The organism is Marinobacter confluentis (genome assembly GCF_004785685.1).
Lineage (GTDB): Bacteria > Pseudomonadota > Gammaproteobacteria > Pseudomonadales > Oleiphilaceae > Marinobacter > Marinobacter confluentis.
The window spans coordinates 753,369-771,954 of record NZ_SRPF01000001.1; the positions used below are offsets into that span (position 1 = coordinate 753,369).

General features: G+C 56.9%; 17 protein-coding genes. 7 read left to right on the forward strand and 10 right to left on the reverse strand.

Annotation, left to right across the window (positions count from 1 at the left end):
• Entirely contained in the window at positions 1 to 411 is a 411-nt protein-coding gene (locus E5Q11_RS03475; protein ID WP_225314951.1) for a PilZ domain-containing protein, read from the forward strand.
• 27 nt (positions 412 to 438) lie between these two features.
• Here E5Q11_RS03475 and E5Q11_RS03480 read toward each other — a convergent pair whose 3' ends face one another.
• From E5Q11_RS03480 to gloB, 7 genes are all read right to left on the reverse strand, one after another.
• Positions 439 to 1,224, reverse strand: coding sequence for an enoyl-ACP reductase FabI (locus E5Q11_RS03480; protein WP_135801990.1), 786 nt, complete (start codon positions 1,222 to 1,224; stop codon positions 439 to 441).
• Between the two features lie 112 nt (positions 1,225 to 1,336).
• On the reverse strand, positions 1,337 to 2,923 hold the full coding sequence (locus E5Q11_RS03485; RefSeq protein ID WP_135801991.1) for an ABC transporter ATP-binding protein: 1,587 nt from the start codon (positions 2,921 to 2,923) through the stop codon (positions 1,337 to 1,339).
• Between the two features lies 1 nt (position 2,924).
• Positions 2,925 to 3,944: an ABC transporter permease gene (locus E5Q11_RS03490; RefSeq protein WP_135801992.1), complete on the reverse strand. Its 1,020-nt coding sequence runs from the start codon at positions 3,942 to 3,944 to the stop codon at positions 2,925 to 2,927.
• Positions 3,941 to 5,023 carry a microcin C ABC transporter permease YejB gene (locus tag E5Q11_RS03495; protein WP_135801993.1) on the reverse strand — a complete coding sequence of 361 codons (1,083 nt, stop codon included), beginning with the start codon at positions 5,021 to 5,023 and terminating at the stop codon, positions 3,941 to 3,943. Before E5Q11_RS03495 ends, E5Q11_RS03490 begins: the two co-directional genes overlap by 4 nt.
• Before the next feature lie 45 nt (positions 5,024 to 5,068).
• The gene (locus E5Q11_RS03500) at positions 5,069 to 6,895 is read right to left on the reverse strand and encodes an extracellular solute-binding protein (protein ID WP_404802763.1); all 1,827 of its coding nucleotides are present in this window, start codon (positions 6,893 to 6,895) and stop codon (positions 5,069 to 5,071) included.
• A 28-nt stretch (positions 6,896 to 6,923) separates the two neighbouring features.
• Positions 6,924 to 8,690, reverse strand: a complete 1,767-nt coding sequence (locus tag E5Q11_RS03505) for a LysM peptidoglycan-binding domain-containing protein (protein ID WP_135801994.1) — start codon at positions 8,688 to 8,690, stop codon at positions 6,924 to 6,926.
• A 144-nt stretch (positions 8,691 to 8,834) separates the two neighbouring features.
• Positions 8,835 to 9,629: a hydroxyacylglutathione hydrolase gene (gloB, locus tag E5Q11_RS03510; RefSeq protein WP_135801995.1), complete on the reverse strand. Its 795-nt coding sequence runs from the start codon at positions 9,627 to 9,629 to the stop codon at positions 8,835 to 8,837.
• A 122-nt stretch (positions 9,630 to 9,751) separates the two neighbouring features.
• Between gloB and E5Q11_RS03515 the strand changes: the two genes are divergently transcribed.
• The 4 genes from E5Q11_RS03515 (at position 9,752) to E5Q11_RS03530 (ending at position 13,619) form a co-directional block, all read left to right on the forward strand.
• Positions 9,752 to 10,537 (forward strand): class I SAM-dependent methyltransferase, encoded by a 786-nt coding sequence (locus E5Q11_RS03515; RefSeq protein WP_135801996.1) that lies wholly within the window; start codon positions 9,752 to 9,754, stop codon positions 10,535 to 10,537.
• Positions 10,538 to 10,602: 65 nt separating this feature from the next.
• The gene (gene rnhA, locus E5Q11_RS03520) at positions 10,603 to 11,046 is read left to right on the forward strand and encodes a ribonuclease HI (RefSeq protein WP_135801997.1); all 444 of its coding nucleotides are present in this window, start codon (positions 10,603 to 10,605) and stop codon (positions 11,044 to 11,046) included.
• A gap of 36 nt (positions 11,047 to 11,082) precedes the next feature.
• Positions 11,083 to 11,793: a DNA polymerase III subunit epsilon gene (gene dnaQ, locus E5Q11_RS03525; RefSeq protein WP_135801998.1), complete on the forward strand. Its 711-nt coding sequence runs from the start codon at positions 11,083 to 11,085 to the stop codon at positions 11,791 to 11,793.
• A 119-nt stretch (positions 11,794 to 11,912) separates the two neighbouring features.
• Positions 11,913 to 13,619, forward strand: a complete 1,707-nt coding sequence (locus E5Q11_RS03530) for a chemotaxis protein (RefSeq protein ID WP_135801999.1) — start codon at positions 11,913 to 11,915, stop codon at positions 13,617 to 13,619.
• A 77-nt stretch (positions 13,620 to 13,696) separates the two neighbouring features.
• Here the strand turns inward: E5Q11_RS03530 and E5Q11_RS03535 are convergent, their stop codons facing one another.
• On the reverse strand, positions 13,697 to 14,011 hold the full coding sequence (locus tag E5Q11_RS03535; RefSeq protein WP_135802000.1) for an SCP2 sterol-binding domain-containing protein: 315 nt from the start codon (positions 14,009 to 14,011) through the stop codon (positions 13,697 to 13,699).
• 178 nt (positions 14,012 to 14,189) lie between these two features.
• On the opposite strand from E5Q11_RS03535, the gene sohB reads away from it, so the two are divergent.
• Positions 14,190 to 15,257, forward strand: coding sequence for a protease SohB (gene sohB, locus E5Q11_RS03540; RefSeq protein WP_135802001.1), 1,068 nt, complete (start codon positions 14,190 to 14,192; stop codon positions 15,255 to 15,257).
• Between the two features lie 23 nt (positions 15,258 to 15,280).
• Positions 15,281 to 16,279, forward strand: a complete 999-nt coding sequence (locus E5Q11_RS03545; protein WP_135802002.1) for a YhdH/YhfP family quinone oxidoreductase — start codon at positions 15,281 to 15,283, stop codon at positions 16,277 to 16,279.
• Positions 16,280 to 16,318: 39 nt separating this feature from the next.
• Here the strand turns inward: E5Q11_RS03545 and E5Q11_RS03550 are convergent, their stop codons facing one another.
• Positions 16,319 to 16,822 (reverse strand): DUF934 domain-containing protein, encoded by a 504-nt coding sequence (locus E5Q11_RS03550; protein ID WP_135802003.1) that lies wholly within the window; start codon positions 16,820 to 16,822, stop codon positions 16,319 to 16,321.
• Complete coding sequence (locus tag E5Q11_RS03555; RefSeq protein ID WP_135802004.1) at positions 16,815 to 18,467, reverse strand: nitrite/sulfite reductase; 1,653 nt, start codon at positions 18,465 to 18,467, stop codon at positions 16,815 to 16,817. Before E5Q11_RS03555 ends, E5Q11_RS03550 begins: the two co-directional genes overlap by 8 nt.
• Positions 18,468 to 18,586: the final 119 nt, after the last annotated feature.

Here is an 18,586-nt window from a genome sequence, read left to right on the forward strand (position 1 = left end):
ATGAGTGATATCGACTACAGTTTCGGCAACGAAGATGATCCATCCGGGTCTGCGGATAACCGCTCCGAATACCGGCTGGCCGGAAGCGCCCAGGTGACTCTGGAGCTGGAATCCAGGGATCCTGAAAGTACCGATGAAACGCCAGCCAGGAACCTGAGTTTGAAGACCCGGGACCTGTCTGCCCAGGGTTTCTCGGTCATTACCCGCGAACCCTTGCTGGAACACGCCCTGTTGAGGGCGTGGATAAAGCTTGAAGGGGAAGCGGAACCGTTTCAGCTGACCGTGGATGTGGTCTGGTGTCGCCCAGGCGCCGGCGGCGAGTGGCTGGTCGGCCTGCGAATACTGGAGTCAGATGACACCGCCTATCTGGAATGGGCAGAAGCGGTGGCCCGGGCGATGTCCGAGGATTGATCTTTCAACCCCCGGCAATCAGGGCTGTTACTCTTCGAGTTCGCCCATTCCGGTGATGTTGAAACCACCGTCAACGTACATGATTTCCCCGGTAATGCCGCTGGCCATGTCGGAGCACAGGAATGCGGCGGCATTGCCCACTTCTTCGGTGGTCACGTTCCGGCGCAGGGGTGCCCGCCTGGCGTTCTCTGCAAGCATTTTACGAAAGCTCCTGATGCCGGACGCCGCCAGCGTTTTGATCGGCCCGGCAGAAATCGCATTGACACGAATGCCGTCACGCCCAAGGCTGCCGGCCATGTAGCGGACGCTGGATTCCAGCGAGGCTTTGGCCAGACCCATCACGTTGTAGTTCTGAAGCACTTTTTCGGCGCCCAGATAGCTCAGGGTGAGCAGGGAGCTGTTCTCATGCATCATTTTCTTGCCGGCTTTGGCCAGGGCTACGAAACTGTAAGCGCTGATATCGTGGGCGATCCGGAAGCCTTCCCGGGTGGTGACGTCCACAAAGTTGCCGTCAAGCTGGTCTCCCGGCGCAAAGCCGACGGAGTGAACGATGATGTCGATCTTGTCCCAGTGCTTGTTCAGCTCGGTAAATACGTTTTCAATTTCTTCGTCGCTGGCCACATCGCAAGGGAAAATCAGGTCGCTGCCCCATTCTTCGGCAAATTTTGCAACCCGGGGTTTCAGCTTTTCATTCTGGTATGTGAGCGCCAGTTCGGCGCCTTGCTGATGGAATGCTTCGGCAATGCCATGGGCAATGGAAAGTTTGCTGGCAACCCCAACAATCAAGGCGCGCTTGCCGCTGAGTAAACCCATAATGATTCTCCCTTTAAATGCTGTTCAGCGCATTATCACTGAACCGGCTTCTGCCAAGTAACACTCAATTGGTCGTAGTAACGCTCAATTGGTCGTGGATTGAAAACCGCGCTCAGCTATAAAACAGCGAAGCGCTCAGTAATTCCCGGGTGTAATTGTGCTGCGGGTTGTGGAAGATGTCGGCGGCGTCACCGTATTCGACGATTTTTCCATTTTTCAGAACCAGTAGTTTATGGCTGAGGGCCCGCACAACCGCAAGGTCATGGCTGATGAATACATAGCTTAGACCATATTTTTCCTGAAGGTCTCTCAGCAGATGAATGACCTGTTTCTGAACCGTGCGATCGAGAGCCGACGTTGGTTCATCCAGAATGATCAGCTCGGGCTGGAGCACCAGGGCGCGGGCAATGGCGATACGCTGGCGCTGGCCGCCGGAAAATTCATGGGGGTAACGATGGCGGGCTTCCGGATCGAGGCCTACATCGGTCAGGGCCTGAACCACCCGCTGATCCTGTTCCTGCGCCGAGGCCGGGGTATGGATTTCCAGCCCTTCGCGGACAATTTCTGCCACTGACATCCGTGGGCTCAGGCTGCCAAACGGGTCCTGAAACACGATCTGGATCTGGCGGCGATAGGGCCGGAACTGTTTCTGGGTCAGGGGCCCGAGCTCGGTTCCGGCCAGGCGGATGGACCCGGTACACGCAGTCAGCTTCAGCAAAGCATGGCCAATGGTGGTTTTGCCACTGCCGCTTTCACCAACGATACCCAGGGTTTCCCCACGATTGAGGGAAAAGCTGTTCTGGTCGACTGCCTGGAACCAGTCTCTGGGCTTGCCGAACAGCGAGCGCCGGGTGGTGAAGCGAACGTCAAGCCCTGACACCTCCAGCAGAGGCTGGTCCTGAATCGCGATGGCCGGTGGCGAAGCCGGTGGTTCTGCGTCGAGCAGTTTGCGGGTGTAAGGGTGTTGCGGGCTTTCGAACAGCGTTTCGGTGGCGGCTGACTCCACAACCTTGCCCTGTTCCATCACCACCACCTGATCTGCGTAGCGGCGAACAATCGACAGGTCGTGGGTGATCAGCAGAATGGCCATGCCGAGTTTGTGCTGCAGGTCCCGAAGCAATTCCAGCACCTGCTTCTGAACGGTAACGTCCAGTGCAGTGGTGGGTTCGTCGGCAATCAACAGGTCCGGCTCATTGGCAAGGGCCATGGCAATCATGACCCGTTGTTTCTGGCCGCCGGAGAGTTGATGTGGGTAGCTGGAAAGCCGTTCTTCTGCCCGGGGTATACCGACCAGTTCCAGCAACTCGATACATCGCGCCCGAGCCTGCTTGTCGCGCAGGCCACGGTGAAGGGCCAGGGTCTCACTGATCTGCTTTTCAACCGTATGCAGCGGATTCAGTGAGGTCATGGGTTCCTGGAAAATCATGCTGATTTTGCGGCCACGAATCTGTCGCAGGCGCTTTTCGATGACGGCCAGCATGTTTTCACCCTGGAACTGGATACTGCCCGACGGGTAACTGGCGTGGCGCTCGTCCAGCAGGCGCAGAATCGACAGCGCAGAAACCGATTTGCCGGAACCGCTCTCGCCGACCAGGGCCAGGGTCTGGCCCTCGCTGATCGACAGCGACAGGTTGTCCACGGCCCTGATGGTGCCGTCGAAGCTGATGGACAGGTTGTTGATTTCCAGCAATGGCGACATGTCAGTTCTTTCTCGGGTCAAAGGCATCGCGGACCGCTTCGCCCACAAATACCAGCAGCGTCAGCATGATCGACAGCGACACGAATGCGGAAATGCCGAGCCAGGGAGCGTGCAGGTTGGCCTTGCCCTGGGCAATCAGTTCACCCAGTGACGGCGAGCCCGAGGGCAGGCCGAAGCCAAGGAAGTCCAGCGAGGTCAGCCCGGTAATAGCGCCGGTCAGGATAAACGGCAGAAACGTCAATGTGGCCACCATGGCATTAGGCAGAATATGCCGGAACATGATCTTGCGGTTACCCAGGCCAAGGGCCCGGGCGGCTTTGACGTATTCGAAATTCCGGGCCCGCAGGAATTCAGCGCGCACCACATCCACCAGCCCCATCCAGCTGAACAGAAGCATGATGCCAAGTAGCCACCAGAAGTTGGGCTGGACAATGCTGGAGAGAATGATCAGGAGGTAGAGCACCGGCAGGCCGGACCAGATTTCGATGAATCGCTGGCCGATCAGATCTACCTTGCCGCCGTAGAATCCCTGAATGGCGCCCACGGCCACACCCACAATGCAGCTCAGGATCGTAAGGATAAGCCCGAACAGGACGGATATCCGGAACCCATAAATGACTCGGGCGGCGACATCGCGGCCCTGGTCGTCAGTGCCAATCCAGTTCTCGGCGCTGGGTGGCGCCGGTGAGGGCACTTCCAGGTTGTAATTGGTGGTGTTGTAGCTAAAACGGATGGGCGGCCATACCATCCAGCCGTCTGCTTCAATGGCATCGGATATGAACGAATCCCGGTAGTCAGCTTCGGTGGGCAGAAAACCCCCGAAGGTTTCTTCCGGAACGCTTTCGACCACCGGGAAATAGAGCTCGCCCTGATAGGACACGATCAGGGGTTTGTCATTGGCAATCAGCTCAGCGCACAACGATAGGCCAAACAGTGCCAGGAAAATCCACAGCGACCAGAAGCCACGCCGGTTGTTGCGGAAATTACGCAGCCGTCGCTGCTGTATCGGGGTCAGGGTCATGCGCCCTCCCGACTTTCGAAGTCAATTCGCGGGTCCACCAGTACGTAGGTGATGTCGCTGATCAGCTTCAGTACCAACCCCATCAGGGTGAAGATGTACAGGGTGCCGAACACCACCGGGTAGTCGCGGTTCAGCGCCGCTTCGAAGCCCAGTAGTCCCAGTCCGTCCAGCGAGAAAATCACCTCGATTAGCAGTGAACCGGTGAAAAACAGCGCCACCAGAACGCCGGGCAGGCTGGCAATCACGATCAGCATGGCGTTACGGAAAACATGGCCGTAAAGCACCTGTTTTTCTTCCAGGCCTTTGGCGCGGGCGGTTACCACATACTGCTTGCTGATCTCATCCAGAAAAGAATTCTTGGTCAGTAACGTCAGGGTGGCAAAACCGCCAATCACATTGGCCGTCACCGGCAGCGCAAGGTGCCAGAAATAGTCGCCCACCTGCTGGTACCAGGTCATCTGGTCGAAATTCGAGGACGTCAGCCCGCGCAAGGGGAACCAGTCAAGATAGCTGCCGCCGGCAAACAGCACAATCAACAGGATGGCAAACAGGAAGCCTGGTATGGCGTAGCCGATGACGATGGCGGAACTGGTCCACACATCGAACCGTGAACCATCCGAAACCGCTTTGCGCACCCCCAGGGGGATCGATATCAGGTAGATAATCAGCGTTGACCAGAGACCAAGAGAGATGGAAACCGGCATCTTGTCGATAATCAGTTCCATCACCGTGCGCTGGCGATAGAAAGATTCACCGAAATCGAAGGTGGCGTAATCTCCGAGCATTTTCAGAAAGCGTTCATGGGCGGGCTTGTCGAAGCCGTACATGACCTCGATTTCTTTCAACAGTTCGGGGGGAAGGCCACGTGAACTGCGACTGTCGCCGCCCGATGAAATCTCGCCTCCTGAACCACCGCCGCTGGCCCGGTCCAGGGTATTGCCTCCGAAGCCTTCCACCTGGGCAATCATCTGCTCTACAGGCCCGCCGGGTGCGGCCTGCACGATGATGAAATTCAGCAGCATGATCCCGACCAGGGTCGGTATGATCAGCGCCAGCCGTCTCAGTATATAGCTGCCCATCTAGAGATGCTCCGCGGGGGTTCGGTCAGGCCAGGGCAGCATGGATTAGCGTTCGACCCACCAGTTGTTCACATCGGCGCCGTTTTTCGGAACCGATTCAGGGCGTTTCAGGAAAGACCAGTAAGCAATGCGGTCGCTGGCCAGGAACCAGTTGGGAATCACGTAGTGGCCGTGCAGCAGCACCCGATCCAGAGCGCGGGTTCGTTGAACCAGTTCGTCCCTGTTTGGCGCGCCGATTAGATATTCCACCAGTTCATCCACCACAGGGTCGCTGACGCCTGCCAGATTGCGAGTGGCATCCTGTTTCGCGGAGGATGAATGCCAGTAGCCTCGCTGTTCATTGCCGGGGGAGTCCGACTGTGGGAAAACGCCTACCGTCATATCGAAATCACGAGTGCGCCAGCGCTCTGCATACTGATTGGAATCCACCAGTCTGACCGCTACGTCGATGCCCAGTTTTTCAAGGTTGTTCTTGAAGGGCAGAATGACCCGTTCAAACGTCTTCTGGAACAGCATTACTTCAAAGGCAAGTGGCTCGCCCGTTGCTTTCTTGATCATGGTGCCATCTTCGATGGCGTAGCCGGCGGCACGCAACTGGGTCAGTGCGTCCCGAAGGTTGTCCCGCATGGTACGGCCGTCCCCCGTTGAGGGTGGTGCGTACTCGGTTGTGAATACCGCTTCCGGAAGCTGATCGCGATAGGGCTCGAGGATTTCCAGTTCCCGACCCGCTGGTAGACCGGACGACGCCAGCTCACTGTTTTCAAAATAGCTTTTGGTGCGCGTGTACTGACCGAAAAACAGATTCTGGTTGGCCCACTGAAAATCGAAGCCATAAGCCAGGGCCTTTCGAACCGCGGGGTCCTTGAAAACCTCCCGTCGGGTATTGAAGACGAACGCCTGCATGCCGGCGGGCCGGCTGTGTTCGATGGCTTCCGTGGTGATTTTACCTGTGTCGAAGGCATCGCCGGTATAGGCTGTAGCCCAGTTTTTGGCCTGTGACTCTACACGGAAGTCATAGTTGCCGGCACGGAAGGATTCAAGCGCCACCGTATCATCGGTGTAGTACTCGTAGGTGACGGTGTCGAAATTGAAGCGGCCTTTGCGAACGCCAAGGTCTTGTGCCCAATAGTCCTCGACCCGCTGATAGCTGACCGAACGGCCAGCCTCGAACCTGCCAATTTGGTAAGGGCCGCTGCCTACCGGCTTGTCAAGGCCGTTTTCGCCGAAGGTGCGTTCTGCCCAGTAATGGCTTGGCAGAATAGGCAACTGGCCGATGATCAGGGGAAGTTCACGGTTAACGGTGCTGGAAAAATCAAACCGCACACGCTGCGGCCCTTCAACGGTGACCTTGCTGATGTCCTGATAGTAGCTTCGATAGCGGGGGTGTCCTTCCGTTGTTAACAGCTCAAAGGAGAACTTCACGTCTTCGGCGGTAATGGCCTCGCCATCGTGAAATCTGGCCCCGTCACGGAGGTTGTAGATAACGTAGCTGCGATCTTCCGGTGTCTCGATGGATTCAGCAATCAGGCCATAGACCGAAAAAGGCTCGTCGTCTGATGAGGCCAGCAGAGTGTCATACAGGTAGGTTTCAACACCGGCCGCAGAAATGCCCCTGGCGACGAAGGGGTTGAAGGAATCGTAGCCATTGGCCACCACGGCCATGCGCAGTTCCCCGCCTTTGGGGGCGTCGGGATTGACGTAGTCAAAATGGCTGAAGCCTTCCGGGTATTTGACCTCGCCGTGCATGGCCAGGCCGTGTGTCGGCTCAGTTGACGCCTGACCCGGCATCGAAAGTGTCGCCAACGCCGCCAGGGCAAGGCCTGTGAGAACTCGCTTACTGTTGGATGTCGGGGCAGTGCGTTTCGTTGTCATAGAACTCGCGCGTTCAGGTTAAGGGGGCTCAGGGGCTGTTTCTGATATCGACGTAGAGTACCAGACTTTGCCCGGGCTGCAGATAACGGGACGTGTTCAGGTTGTTCCAGCTTGCGATGTCGCTCACATTGACGGCAAACCGGTTGGCAATTCGGGACAGTGAATCGCCTTTACGCACCCGGTAGCCCACTCTTCTGACCATGCCGTCATCGCCTCGAAGATTAGCCTGGGACGCTTTGGCCATCTGGGTTGCCCGCGGGGATTTTGACCAGATGACCAGGTCCTGACCAGGCATCAGTGGGTCGCCGGGCGCCATGCCATTCCAGGACGAAAGCTCCCGAACGCTGACTTTATGTTCACGGGCGATATCCCAGAAGGTGTCGCCGGAGCGGACCGTGTAATCCACCCGTTTGCCCCCGGCGCTGCGGCCGGCGTTGTCCTGCTTGCGACTCAGGCGTTCAGCTGCACTGAGGCTGTAGGTGTCCGCGTCCTGGCTGGCAGAGGGGATCATGAGGCGCTGGCCGATGCGGATAATGTGGCTGTTGAGCTTGTTGACCTGCTGGATCACCGATGGGGTGGTGCCATAGCTTTGGGCAATGGAGCCGAGGGTGTCACCGGATTCCACTTCATAGCTGTGCCAGGAAACCCGTTCGGCTGGCCCCACGTCAGCAAGGGCCGTACGGAACGTATCGGCGTTCTGCACCGGTATCAAAAGACGGTGGGGCCCATCCGGTGAGGTCGCCCAGCGATTGAAAGACGGGTTCAGCAGATATATTTCTTCTATGTCAACCTGCGCCAGCCTGGCCGCCTGTGCCAGGTCAATCTGGGAGCCGGTATCAACAATCTCGAAATAAGGCTCGTCTTTTAGAGCTGGTAGCTCGATGTTGTATTTCGCGGGGTCTGCGAAGATCTTGGCCAGGGCAATCAGCTTGGGTGCGTAGGCCCGGGTTTCCCGGGGCAGGTCCAGTGACCAGAAATCAGTCGGCTTGTTTTGGTTACGGTTCCGGCGCATCGCGCTATTAACGGTACCGCCACCGCTGTTATAGGCGGCAAGAGCCAGCATGTAATCGCCATCGAAACGCTTTGCCAGGCGCTCCAGGTAATTGAAAGCGGCATCGGTTGCTGCAACCACATCCCTGCGCTCGTCATGCCACCAGCTCTGGGTCAGGCCGAAATATTTACCGGTAGACGGTATGAACTGCCATAGCCCGGCGGCGCGGCCGTGGGAATAGGCAAATGGATCAAACGCACTTTCGACAATGGGCAGCAGCACCAGTTCTGTCGGCAGGCCGCGTTTTTCCGCTTCATTGAGAATGTAATAGAGGTAGCGACTGCCGCGCTCGGACACGCGGTCGATGTAGCGGGGATGGGATTTGTACCAGTTCAGCTGTGAGCGCACTCTTTGCTGATCGACATCGTGGTTCAGTGCAAACCCTTTGCGCAATCGCTCCCAAAGGTCGGGTTCCGGAACATTCGCGGGTTCCACCGCTTTATCTGTCTCAGCCGTCGGCCCGGACGGCTCGTCCAGTTTCTCCCGCGCGTCCTCTGCCGTTGCTTTCATAGAAGGCTCAATGGCGTCGTCAAGCTTTGTGCGAGTGGCCTTGACAGCGCGCGCCTGCTCGGCCTCGTCGCCGCTTTCAACCGCTTCTTTCAGACCTTCGTCGCCGGCGGCAACACTCAGTTTTTCGGAATCCAGAACATCGTCCGATGAGCTCTGCTGGCTGGAAGGCAGCATCTGACATCCGCTGGTCAGGGCGCCTATAAAAAGCAGTGTCGGCAGGTGGTAAAGACTCATAATAAAATATCCGGATGGCTGGGAATGGCCGGGCCACACAGTGCCCGGCCGGGCAGATCAGTGTAGATGCGAGTCTATGGGAAGCCTTTCTGGGCGGTCAACATGGCTCGCGTTACGTCACTGACAGAATTTGTTAAAAACCGGTCAGAAATTGTCTTTTCCATGGCGTGTGGCCGCAAACACGTCATCATCGGTGGCACAAGCCAGGCCTCTCTGGCTGGCATATTCCCTGGCTGACTCGACCAGGTTGCGGTCATCCCAGCGCAGGAACGGATTCAGTTTTTTCTCAGCGCCGATGGTCGACGGTACAGTGGGCTGGCCGCGGTCTCGCAGGTCCTGGCAATGAGCCTCAAATGCTTTCAGTTCAGAATCCGCCGGCAGCCAGTGGCGGGCAAATCGGAGGTTGGCGAGGGTGTATTCGTGGGCGCAATAGACGGCTGTGGCGTCTGGCAGTTGCCTCAGTGCATCCAGCGATTTCCGCATCTGGGCAGGGGAACCTTCAAACAGCCGGCCACAGCCACAGACAAACAAAGTGTCGCCACTAAACAACACCGGGCGCCCGGCCACAGGGCCTTCGGAATAGAACGCGATGTGGTCGAGTGTGTGCCCGGGAACATGAAACACCCTGAACGAGAGATTCTGCCAGGTCACAAGATCCTGCGCCTGGACCGGCTCTGTCACGCCTTTAAAGGGAGAATCTGCGGGCCCGACAATTCGGCAGTCGGGGTAGAGCGATGCAAGCCTGGCGATGCCGCCAGTATGGTCCGGATGATGATGGGTAACCAGAATGGTGTCCAGTACCAGACCTTCAGCCTCCAGGTGTTTGACGACCGGGTCGGCCTGGCCAGGGTCAACAATCAGGGCCCGGTGATTTTCATGATCGGCAAGGCACCAGATGTAATTATCGCTGAACGCGTGAATCGGGTTTATGGTCAGCATAGCTTTACCCATGTGCAGTCAGAATGTGGCTGTTATGATAGAGCAATAATTTTTTTCCTGCTCCCAGCTTTACGTGGGGCAATCATTTACGGACCGTTTGCTCGGATCCAGGGGGAGCAGCCATGGGCCAGGCCGCAGAAATCGATTACACCGCGCGCCACCAAAGCTTTGAAGACTGGTTCCAGACCCCGTTAGGGCGCTCTTTACTGGCTGATCAGCGGGCACAGGTAGACCGCCTGGCAGGGAAGCTTACAGGGGCAAGGCAGTTGCATGTTGCGCTGAGTCATCGGTTGCCCCTGGCGACCGGAACGGACTTTTCCCAACGCATACTGACCACGCCGACCTGGCAGGACGACATGCCGGACGGCGTTGCGGTCAGCGACGCAGACGAACTGCCATTCCCCGGGGATTCAATGGATCTGGTGATACTTCATCACACCGCGGATTTTTCACCTTACCCGCACCAGGCGTTGAGGGAAGCTTCCCGTGTTTTGAGAGGGGAAGGCTCTATTCTGTTGATCGGCTTCAATCCCGTCGGTCTCTGGGGGCTAAGGCGGTTGGTCTCGCGCCATGGTGCCGGTCCGTGGGGTGGCCGCTTCCTGCTGAAGTCGAGGATGGAAGACTGGCTTCGATTGCTGGACTTTACTATCGAGTCTACTGATTCGTGCTTCTTCAGAACGCCGTTACAGTCGGCGGCTTTCAATGAAAGCCGGGGCCTGGTTGAGCGTTTTTGTGCAAACCGACTCCTGCCCCTGGGAGCCTATTACTGTATCCTTGCCAAAAAAAGGGTCTACTCGAGGTTACCGCGAAAGCCGGCCTGGCGTAGCCAGAAGGTAATTCCGATCCCGGCGCGCGGCGCTGTTGGGGCCTCCAGAGGCTATTCCGGCAAGGGTTACCCGGAAGACTGAACTCCTGGGTGCGCCGGCATCTGTGCTTTGGGCGAGTTACAAAGAATCATTCAGGCGGAGGCAAAATGCCGGACACAGTGGTCATATACACAGACGGTGCCTGCAAGGGTAATCCTGGCCCCGGAGGCTGGGGCGCGGTGCTTTTCTATGGTAATGCCCGCAAATTGCTGCATGGCGGCGAAGCCGGTACAACCAATAACCGTATGGAGCTGATGGCTGCCATTCAGGGGCTGAAAGCGCTCAGGCGATCCTGTCGGGTAGAGCTCTATACGGATTCGCAATACGTTCGCAAAGGCATTACCGAGTGGATGCAGGGCTGGAAAAAAAACGGTTGGAAGACAGCTGCAAAAAAGCCGGTCAAGAACGAAGACCTTTGGCGCCAGCTAGACGAGGAGTTCGCCAGGCACAAGGTCAACTGGCACTGGGTTAAAGGGCACTCGGGCGACCCGGGCAATGAATTGGCGGATGAACTGGCCAACAAGGGCGTTGAGGAGCTGATGAACGCCTGATTCACCTGAGCCACCAAGCATTGAGAGACAAACTGTATGAGACAGATCGTACTGGACACCGAAACCACCGGCATCGACCCTGCAGAAGGGCACCGGATTATCGAAATCGGTTGCGTGGAAATGATTGAACGGCAGCTCACAGGTCGTCATTACCACGTGTATATCAATCCGGAGCGCGAGGTAGAAGCCGAAGCCATCACCATCCACGGGATAACCAACGAGTTTCTTGCGGACAAACCGATATTCTCGGACGTTGCCGACGAGTTCTTCGAGTTTATCAAGGGTGCCGAGCTGGTGATCCATAACGCCGCCTTCGACATTGGCTTTATGGATGCGGAATTCGCCCGCCTGAAATCGAAAAGAAAAACCACCGAGCACTGCAGCGTCGTCGATTCCCTGGCCATCGCCCGTAAAAAGCACCCGGGGCAGAAAAACAACCTGGATGCCCTGTGCAAACGTTATGGCGTGGATAACAGCAGTCGCGACCTGCACGGGGCGCTTCTGGATGCGGAGATTCTGGCTGATGTTTACCTGCTGCTGACCGGCGGCCAGACTGCCTTGTCGCTGGATGCCAACAGTGATAATGCCGGAGGTGTTCAGGCGATTCGTCGGGTTGATGCAAGCCGTCAGCCGCTGCCGGTCATCAGTGCCAGCGATGAGGAAGAAGAGGCTCACCGGGAGTTCATGGCGGCACTCGCTGCCAGGGCCGGGGATACCGTCTGGGATCGGCTTAAAACGTCAAATTAAGTCACGTATTGTTACATTTCCGCTTTCTTGAGCTACTTGAGTTTTGTGTTATAAGTAATGGTAAGTTCGCGAGTTTTAAGGACGCGGTGGTTTACGCAGAAAAATAACAGGAAGCGTTTATGGTTCAATCGTCTCTGGCGACGAAATCACAGTCCTTTGATCTGGTCAAAAGCGAGATTGAGCAGACCATAAAGAACGCTGAATCCAGCCTGGAGCGCTTTCAGGAAAACCGCGACAGCGGTGAGGACCTGCAGAACTGTGTCGATTACCTCAATCAGCTGAGAGGTATTTTCCTGCTGGTGGAACTGCGTGCCGGAACCCTTCTTTGCCAGGAAGCCGTTACCATGGCGAACGACGTACCCGTCGGCGCTAATGATGACAAGAATATCCTGCTGACCACCCTGAATAGCGCACTTTTCATTCTTCGGCGGTATGTCGAGTACTACCAGCAGCAACGTGCCGACCACCCGGAACTTCTGCTGCCGGTCATCAATGATCTGAGGGAAGCCCGCCGGGAAAAGCCTTATCCGGAATCCTGTTTTTTCGAGATTGACGTCAAGGAACGGCCGGATTTCTGCAGCAAAATGAGCGTCGAGCCATTTGAAGGCAATGAAGCCGAGTATGAAATCCTGGCTCGCCGGATGCGTCTGACCTTCCAGGTAGCCCTGTTGGGCGTTCTGCGCGAAAAGAATGACATTGTGAGCAAGAAGCTTTTCAGCCGATCGGCGCGGGGATTCGTCAGGTTGTGCCAGGGCCAACCCATGGGGCAGATGTGGTGTCTGGTGTCCATGGTTGCTGATGCGATGCTGGATCGCAACATGGGCTTCAGCAAAGCGCGTAAACGCCTGCTGATGCGTATCGAGAAATACTCACGGGAAGTGGTCTATGTGGGTAAGGTGGCGACCGCCAAGGATGCCCCGGATTCATTGATCCGCGACCTCGTCTACCTGCTGTATCGCAGTGGTTCCGCCAACCCGGAAGTGATGTCAACGCTCTCGGCTTTCGGACTGGCACCCACAGAATTCCCCGACAGCATGTTCGATGCCCACGCCCGTCGGCTTTATGGCCCGGGAACAGACGTTCTGCAATCCCTGTCGACGGCCCTGCAGGACGAGCTGAATCAGTTGAAAGACAAGCTTGATATTGTTGAGCGAGGTATCGAGCCCGACCTGGCCGAGCTCAGTTCCATTGCGGATCTGCTAGAACGGCTGGCCAATACGCTGATCATGCTGGACCTTAATCAGCTTGCCGCCATGGCGCGGGCGGAGGCGACCAAGCTTCGCAAATGGGAAGAGGAAAGCCGTCTGCCCGCGGAAACCGAACTCTACCTGCTGGCGGACTCGGTGCTGGGCATCGAAGATGCGGTGATGCAGATTGTCACACGTGGCATTACCTCGGAAACCGACGCCCTGGCTGGCGGGCAGCGCACACGGGAAGAGTCGCTCTATCTTCGCGAGGCAACGTTTGTTGTCGCTGATGAGGCGAAAAGCGCACTGACTCTGGCAAAACGGGCCATTACGGCATTTATTGAATCCGATTACGATAAGCTGCACCTGGCAAATCTGCCCGGAACTCTCCACAGCATCTGGGGAGGGCTCGAAATGCTGGATGACAGGGAAGCCGCCAAAGTTCTGGCCCGGGTTGCCGAGTCGATTCAGCACCGGCTTCTGGATGCCCGCGAACCGCCAGCGGCGCAGGTGCTGGAGGCCCTCGCAGATGGCCTGACGTCGCTCGAGTATTACATTGAAAGTTTGGGCCGCAGGGAAGAGCGCAACCTCGATCTTCTCAAACTGGCAGAGTCGTCACTGGAAGACGTCGGGCTTTAACGGCCCCAGCCCGTTTCTTCGGCCATAAAAAAACCCTGCCTTGGCAGGGTTTTCTGGTTCTGCGAGAGCGGGCGACTTCAGCCCATATCAAACAGTTCACCCAGTTTGGTCGCGAGCATCATATCGCCTTCAGCGCGCAGCTGGCCGGCCATGAACGCCTGCATGCCATCGGTCTCGCCGGAAACAATACCCTGAAGTGTCTCTGAATTCATGATTAGGGTGACGGAAGGGTCGTCGTGCGGGCCCTCGGCCTTGGTGCAGGTTCCGTCCTTGATCACCAGGTGATAGGTTTTATCGTCTTCAATGTCGAACTGGAATACCAGGTCCAGGCCCTGAGCTGCGTCAGCATTGAAATTCTGTTCCAGTTTGTCAAATACCTGAGCTACGGACATTTTTTTACCCTTTTATATGTTTGATCTTGGCGTTTGCTAAGCCGTTTCGAGTTCGACTTTAGGGGCACATAAATCCAGTGTCAAGCTTGATCGAACGCTTGTTTTAATTTCCCGGCTTGTACCCCTCAACACCTCGGTTACAATCGGGAACGCTAAAGACTCACTCTGGAGAAACAACTTGGAATTTCTGACGGATTTTGGACTGTTCATCGCCAAAACGGCCACTCTGGTGGTGGCCCTTATAGTCGTGGTATCGGTCATCGCCTCGGCTGCGCAAAAAGACAAGGGTGACGCCAGTGAGGACGGTGAATTGAAAGTTCGCAAGCTGAACGATAAGTACCGCAAGCTTCGCGAGCATCTGCAGTCAAAGCTTCGTTCGGAAGGCGAGCGAAAACGCTGGGAAAAACTGCAGAAAAAGGAAGACAAGGCAAAACGTAAAGAAGAAAAAGCCAGACAGAAGCAGTCTGGCGATGAACAGTCCGAGCAGGCGGCGCGGGTGTTCGTGCTTGATTTCGATGGGGATATCAAGGCCAGCGATACGGATCCGTTAAGGCGTTCGATTACCGCCGTTCTGAGCATAGCCGACCCCGAAAAAGACGAAGTGGTTGTACGCCTGGAGAGTGGCGGTGGCATGGTTCATTCATATGGCCTGGCGGCAGCTCAGCTTGATCGGATTCGGGCCAAGGGTATTTCCCTGACCGCCTGCGTGGACAAGGTCGCTGCCAGTGGCGGCTACATGATGGCCTGCGTGGCAGACCGTATTGTGGCCTCGCCCTTTGCCATTCTTGGGTCCATTGGTGTAGTGGCGCAACTGCCGAACTTCCACCGGTTGCTCAAGAAAAACGACGTGGATTTTGAGGTGCTCACTGCTGGTGAGCACAAACGCACCCTGACCATTTTTGGCGAAAACACCGAAAAGGGCAGAGCAAAGTTTCTGGAAGACCTGGAAGACACCCACGTACTGTTCAAGGACTACGTCAGCGAGCGCCGACCAGGGCTGGACATTTCCGCCGTGGCAACCGGCGAGATCTGGTTTGGTCGCCGCGCCCTGGAAGTCAATCTGATTGATGAGATCAAAACGTCCGACGAATATCTCATTGAAGCCTGCGACCGGGCAGACGTAATCTCGGTAACCTACCAGCGTAAGCGGACGCTGCCGGAAAAACTTGGGCTTGCCACCAGTGCAGCACTCGAGCACACCGTATGGCGTATCATCGGTGCCTTCCGTAATCAGAAAATCCAGTAAAGCCAACGTAAACGGGGAATATGATGACAGACACAACCGAATTCAGAGCGTGGCGGGTGGAGGAATCCAACGGCGATTATGTCGGCTCGGAAAAGACTCTTCGGGTGGCGGACCTCCCGGAAAACGAAGTGTTGATCAAGGTCTCTCATTCTTCCCTGAACTATAAGGATGCGCTGTCTGCATCCGGCAACAAGGGGGTAACTCGTGAATTCCCCCATACGCCGGGCATCGACGCGGCAGGCGAGGTTGTTGAAGCGTCAGCCGGGCCACTGTCCGCCGGCGACAAAGTGCTGGTGACCGGTTACGATCTGGGCATGAATACGGACGGCGGTTTTGGTGAATACATCCGTGTGCCGGCCGCCTGGTGTGTTCCCATGCCTGCCGGTTGGGACGCGCGAAGGGCAATGGTTTATGGTACCGCCGGCCTCACTGCTGGCCTTTGCGTCAAGAAGTTGCTGGCCATGGGCGCGGCTCCTGAGCAGGGCAGGGTTGTGGTCAGTGGAGCGAGCGGCGCTGTCGGCAGTGTCGCCGTTGAAATTCTGGCCCGGCTTGGCTTTGATGTGGTGGCTATCAGTGGCAAGGCGGAGCACGCCGAGAACCTGAAAAAGCTGGGCGCCGGCGAAGTGCTGGGCAGAGATGCACTGGACCCGACCAAAAAACCCATGCTCAAGCCGGTTTTCGCCAATGGCATTGATACGGTTGGCGGCTCACCTCTGGCAGAAATGCTGAAACAGATTCTGCCGGGTGGTTCGGTAGCCTGTTGCGGACTGGTGGCCGGGCCTGCGCTGGAAACCACCGTGCTGCCGTTCATTCTGCGGGGTAACAACCTTCTTGGGGTGGATTCGGTAGAGATTCCACTGGCAGAGAAACAGCTGGTCTGGAGTCGTCTTGCCGGCGAGTGGGCCTGCCCGGAAACGGAAGCATCGGCTCGGGATATTGGCCGTGGCGAGCTGGACAGCGCTCTGAGTGCGTTTCTTAAAGGTATGTCGTCTGGGAAAATTGTTCTCGACCACAGCCGCTGATCCCTCAGGGGATCAACGGCAGATTCTGGTCGAAGCTTCTCAGGATGCGCGGCGGCGGAACAGGGGAACCTCCGTATCCGTCGCGGCCTGGTAGCCCTGGCTGAAGAAGTTCAGGCACCGGGCCGCTTCTTCGGCGTTTTTGTCTGCGCGAAGAACAAAGCGGTCAAAGCCGCAGCGCTTCATGAATTGCAGTTGGTCAAGCAGCACGTCGCCAATGGCCCGCAGTTCATTGCGGTAGCCAAGGCGCTCGCGCAGCAGGCGGGCAATGCTGTAGCCGCGACCATCGGCAAATTTGGGAAAGTTCACCGCAATTACATCCAGCTCGTTAACCAGGCCTGCCAGTATCTCTGGCTCCTGGTGGCTGTCGAACCAGACACCCACGTTTTTCCGCCCAATGTAATGCTCTTTGCCAGCGAGCCAGAGATCCGCAGGAATCAGGGCAGGCTGGTCGGGCAGGTTCAGTGATTCTCCATCCGCCGGGCGCTCGACAACAACCCAGTCATCCTGAAAAATGCTGCCGTCTTGTTTGATGACCTTAGGCATAGACGCGCTCCTTGAAAGGATCTATCCCGATACGGCGATAAGTGTCCAGAAAGGCTTCTTCCTGGGTACGGTTGTCGACGTAGACGTCGATGATGCTCTTGATCACATCGGGCATGTCATCCCGGGCGAAGGATGGCCCAAGAATCTTGCCAATGGCTGCATCGTGGTGGGACGAGCCGCCCAGACTGATCTGGTAGAACTCCTGACCTTTCTTGTCGACACCCAGCACACCGATGTTGCCAACGTGGTGGTGGCCACAGGCATTCATGCAGCCTGAGATATTCAGGTCCAGATCGCCGATGTCGTAGAGATAGTCCAGGTCTTCGAATTTGCGCTGGATTGCTTCAGCGACGGGAATCGATTTGGCGTTGGCCAGGGCGCAGTAGTCACCGCCGGGGCAGCAGATCACGTCGGTAAGCTTGTTCAGGTTGGCGGTGGCGAAACCCATAGGCCGGATCGCCTGCCAGAGCTCGAACAGCCGATCCTGGCGTACGTCAGCCAGGACCGCGTTCTGCTGATGGGTCACCCGGGCTTCGCCGAAGCTGTATTCATCCGCCAGATCGGCAATCTGCTCCAGTTGGCGGTCGCTGACATCACCGGGGGGCGTGCCGGTTTTCTTCATGGTCAGGGTAACAATGGCGTAGCCCGGCTTTTTATGAACATCCACATTGTGGGCCATCCACTGGTCAAACGTGCGGTCTTCAAAACGCCGGGTTGCCAGATCATCAGATACGTCCGGCACCTGCTCGTAGGCGGGCTCGGTAAAGTAGGTCTGGAACTTTTCAATCGCTTCCCGGGTGAGCTGGGTTGGCGAATCCTTGATGTGGGCCCATTCGGCCTCCACTTTTTCCGCAAAGCCTTCCGGTGTCAGTGCTTTAACAAGGATCTTGATCCGCGCCTTGAACTTGTTGTCCCGGCGGCCATAGCGGTTGTACACCCGCAGAACGGCTTCAAGGTAGGTCAGCAGGTCCTTCTCGGGCAGGTATTCGCGAATGACCGGGCCGACCATTGGGGTCCGGCCAAGGCCACCGCCAACGTGAACCCGGAAGCCCAGCTCGCCGCTTGCGTTACGTACCAGCTGCAGGCCGATGTCGTGAACCTGAATTGCGGCACGGTCACTGTGCTCGGAAGCGTTGACCGCAACCTTGAACTTGCGGGGCAGAAACGCAAATTCCGGATGAAAAGTGGACCACTGCCGAATGATTTCACAGTAAGGACGGGGATCGGCGATCTCATCCGCCTGGACGCCGGAAAACTGGTCAGTGGTGGTATTGCGGATGCAGTTTCCACTGGTCTGGTTGGCGTGCATCTCAACTTCAGCCAGTTCAGCGAGAATATTGGGCACGTCTTCTACGGCGGGCCAGTTCAGTTGCACGTTCTGACGGGTGGTGAAATGAGCATAGCCCTTGTCGTAGTCACGGGAGATGCGGGCCAGCCTGCGAAGCTGGGCCGAACGCAACATGCCGTAGGGTACGGCGATCCGCAACATGGGGGCCAGGCGTTGAACGTAGAGACCGTTCTGGAGACGTAAAGGAAGAAACTCGTCTTCTGCCAGCTCGCCGGCCAGGGCGCGGCGGGTCTGATCACGGAATTGCTCAACGCGCTCGGCGGCCATTTGCCGGTCGTGCTTGTCGTAAACGTACATAATGGGGTGTCCTGCTGAAGAACTGATAACCTGGAGCTGTCACCTGATGGGCGGCAGAATATCACCGGGTCATTATTCTTAAAATGATTATTTTCAAATATGTTAATCGATTTTGGCGA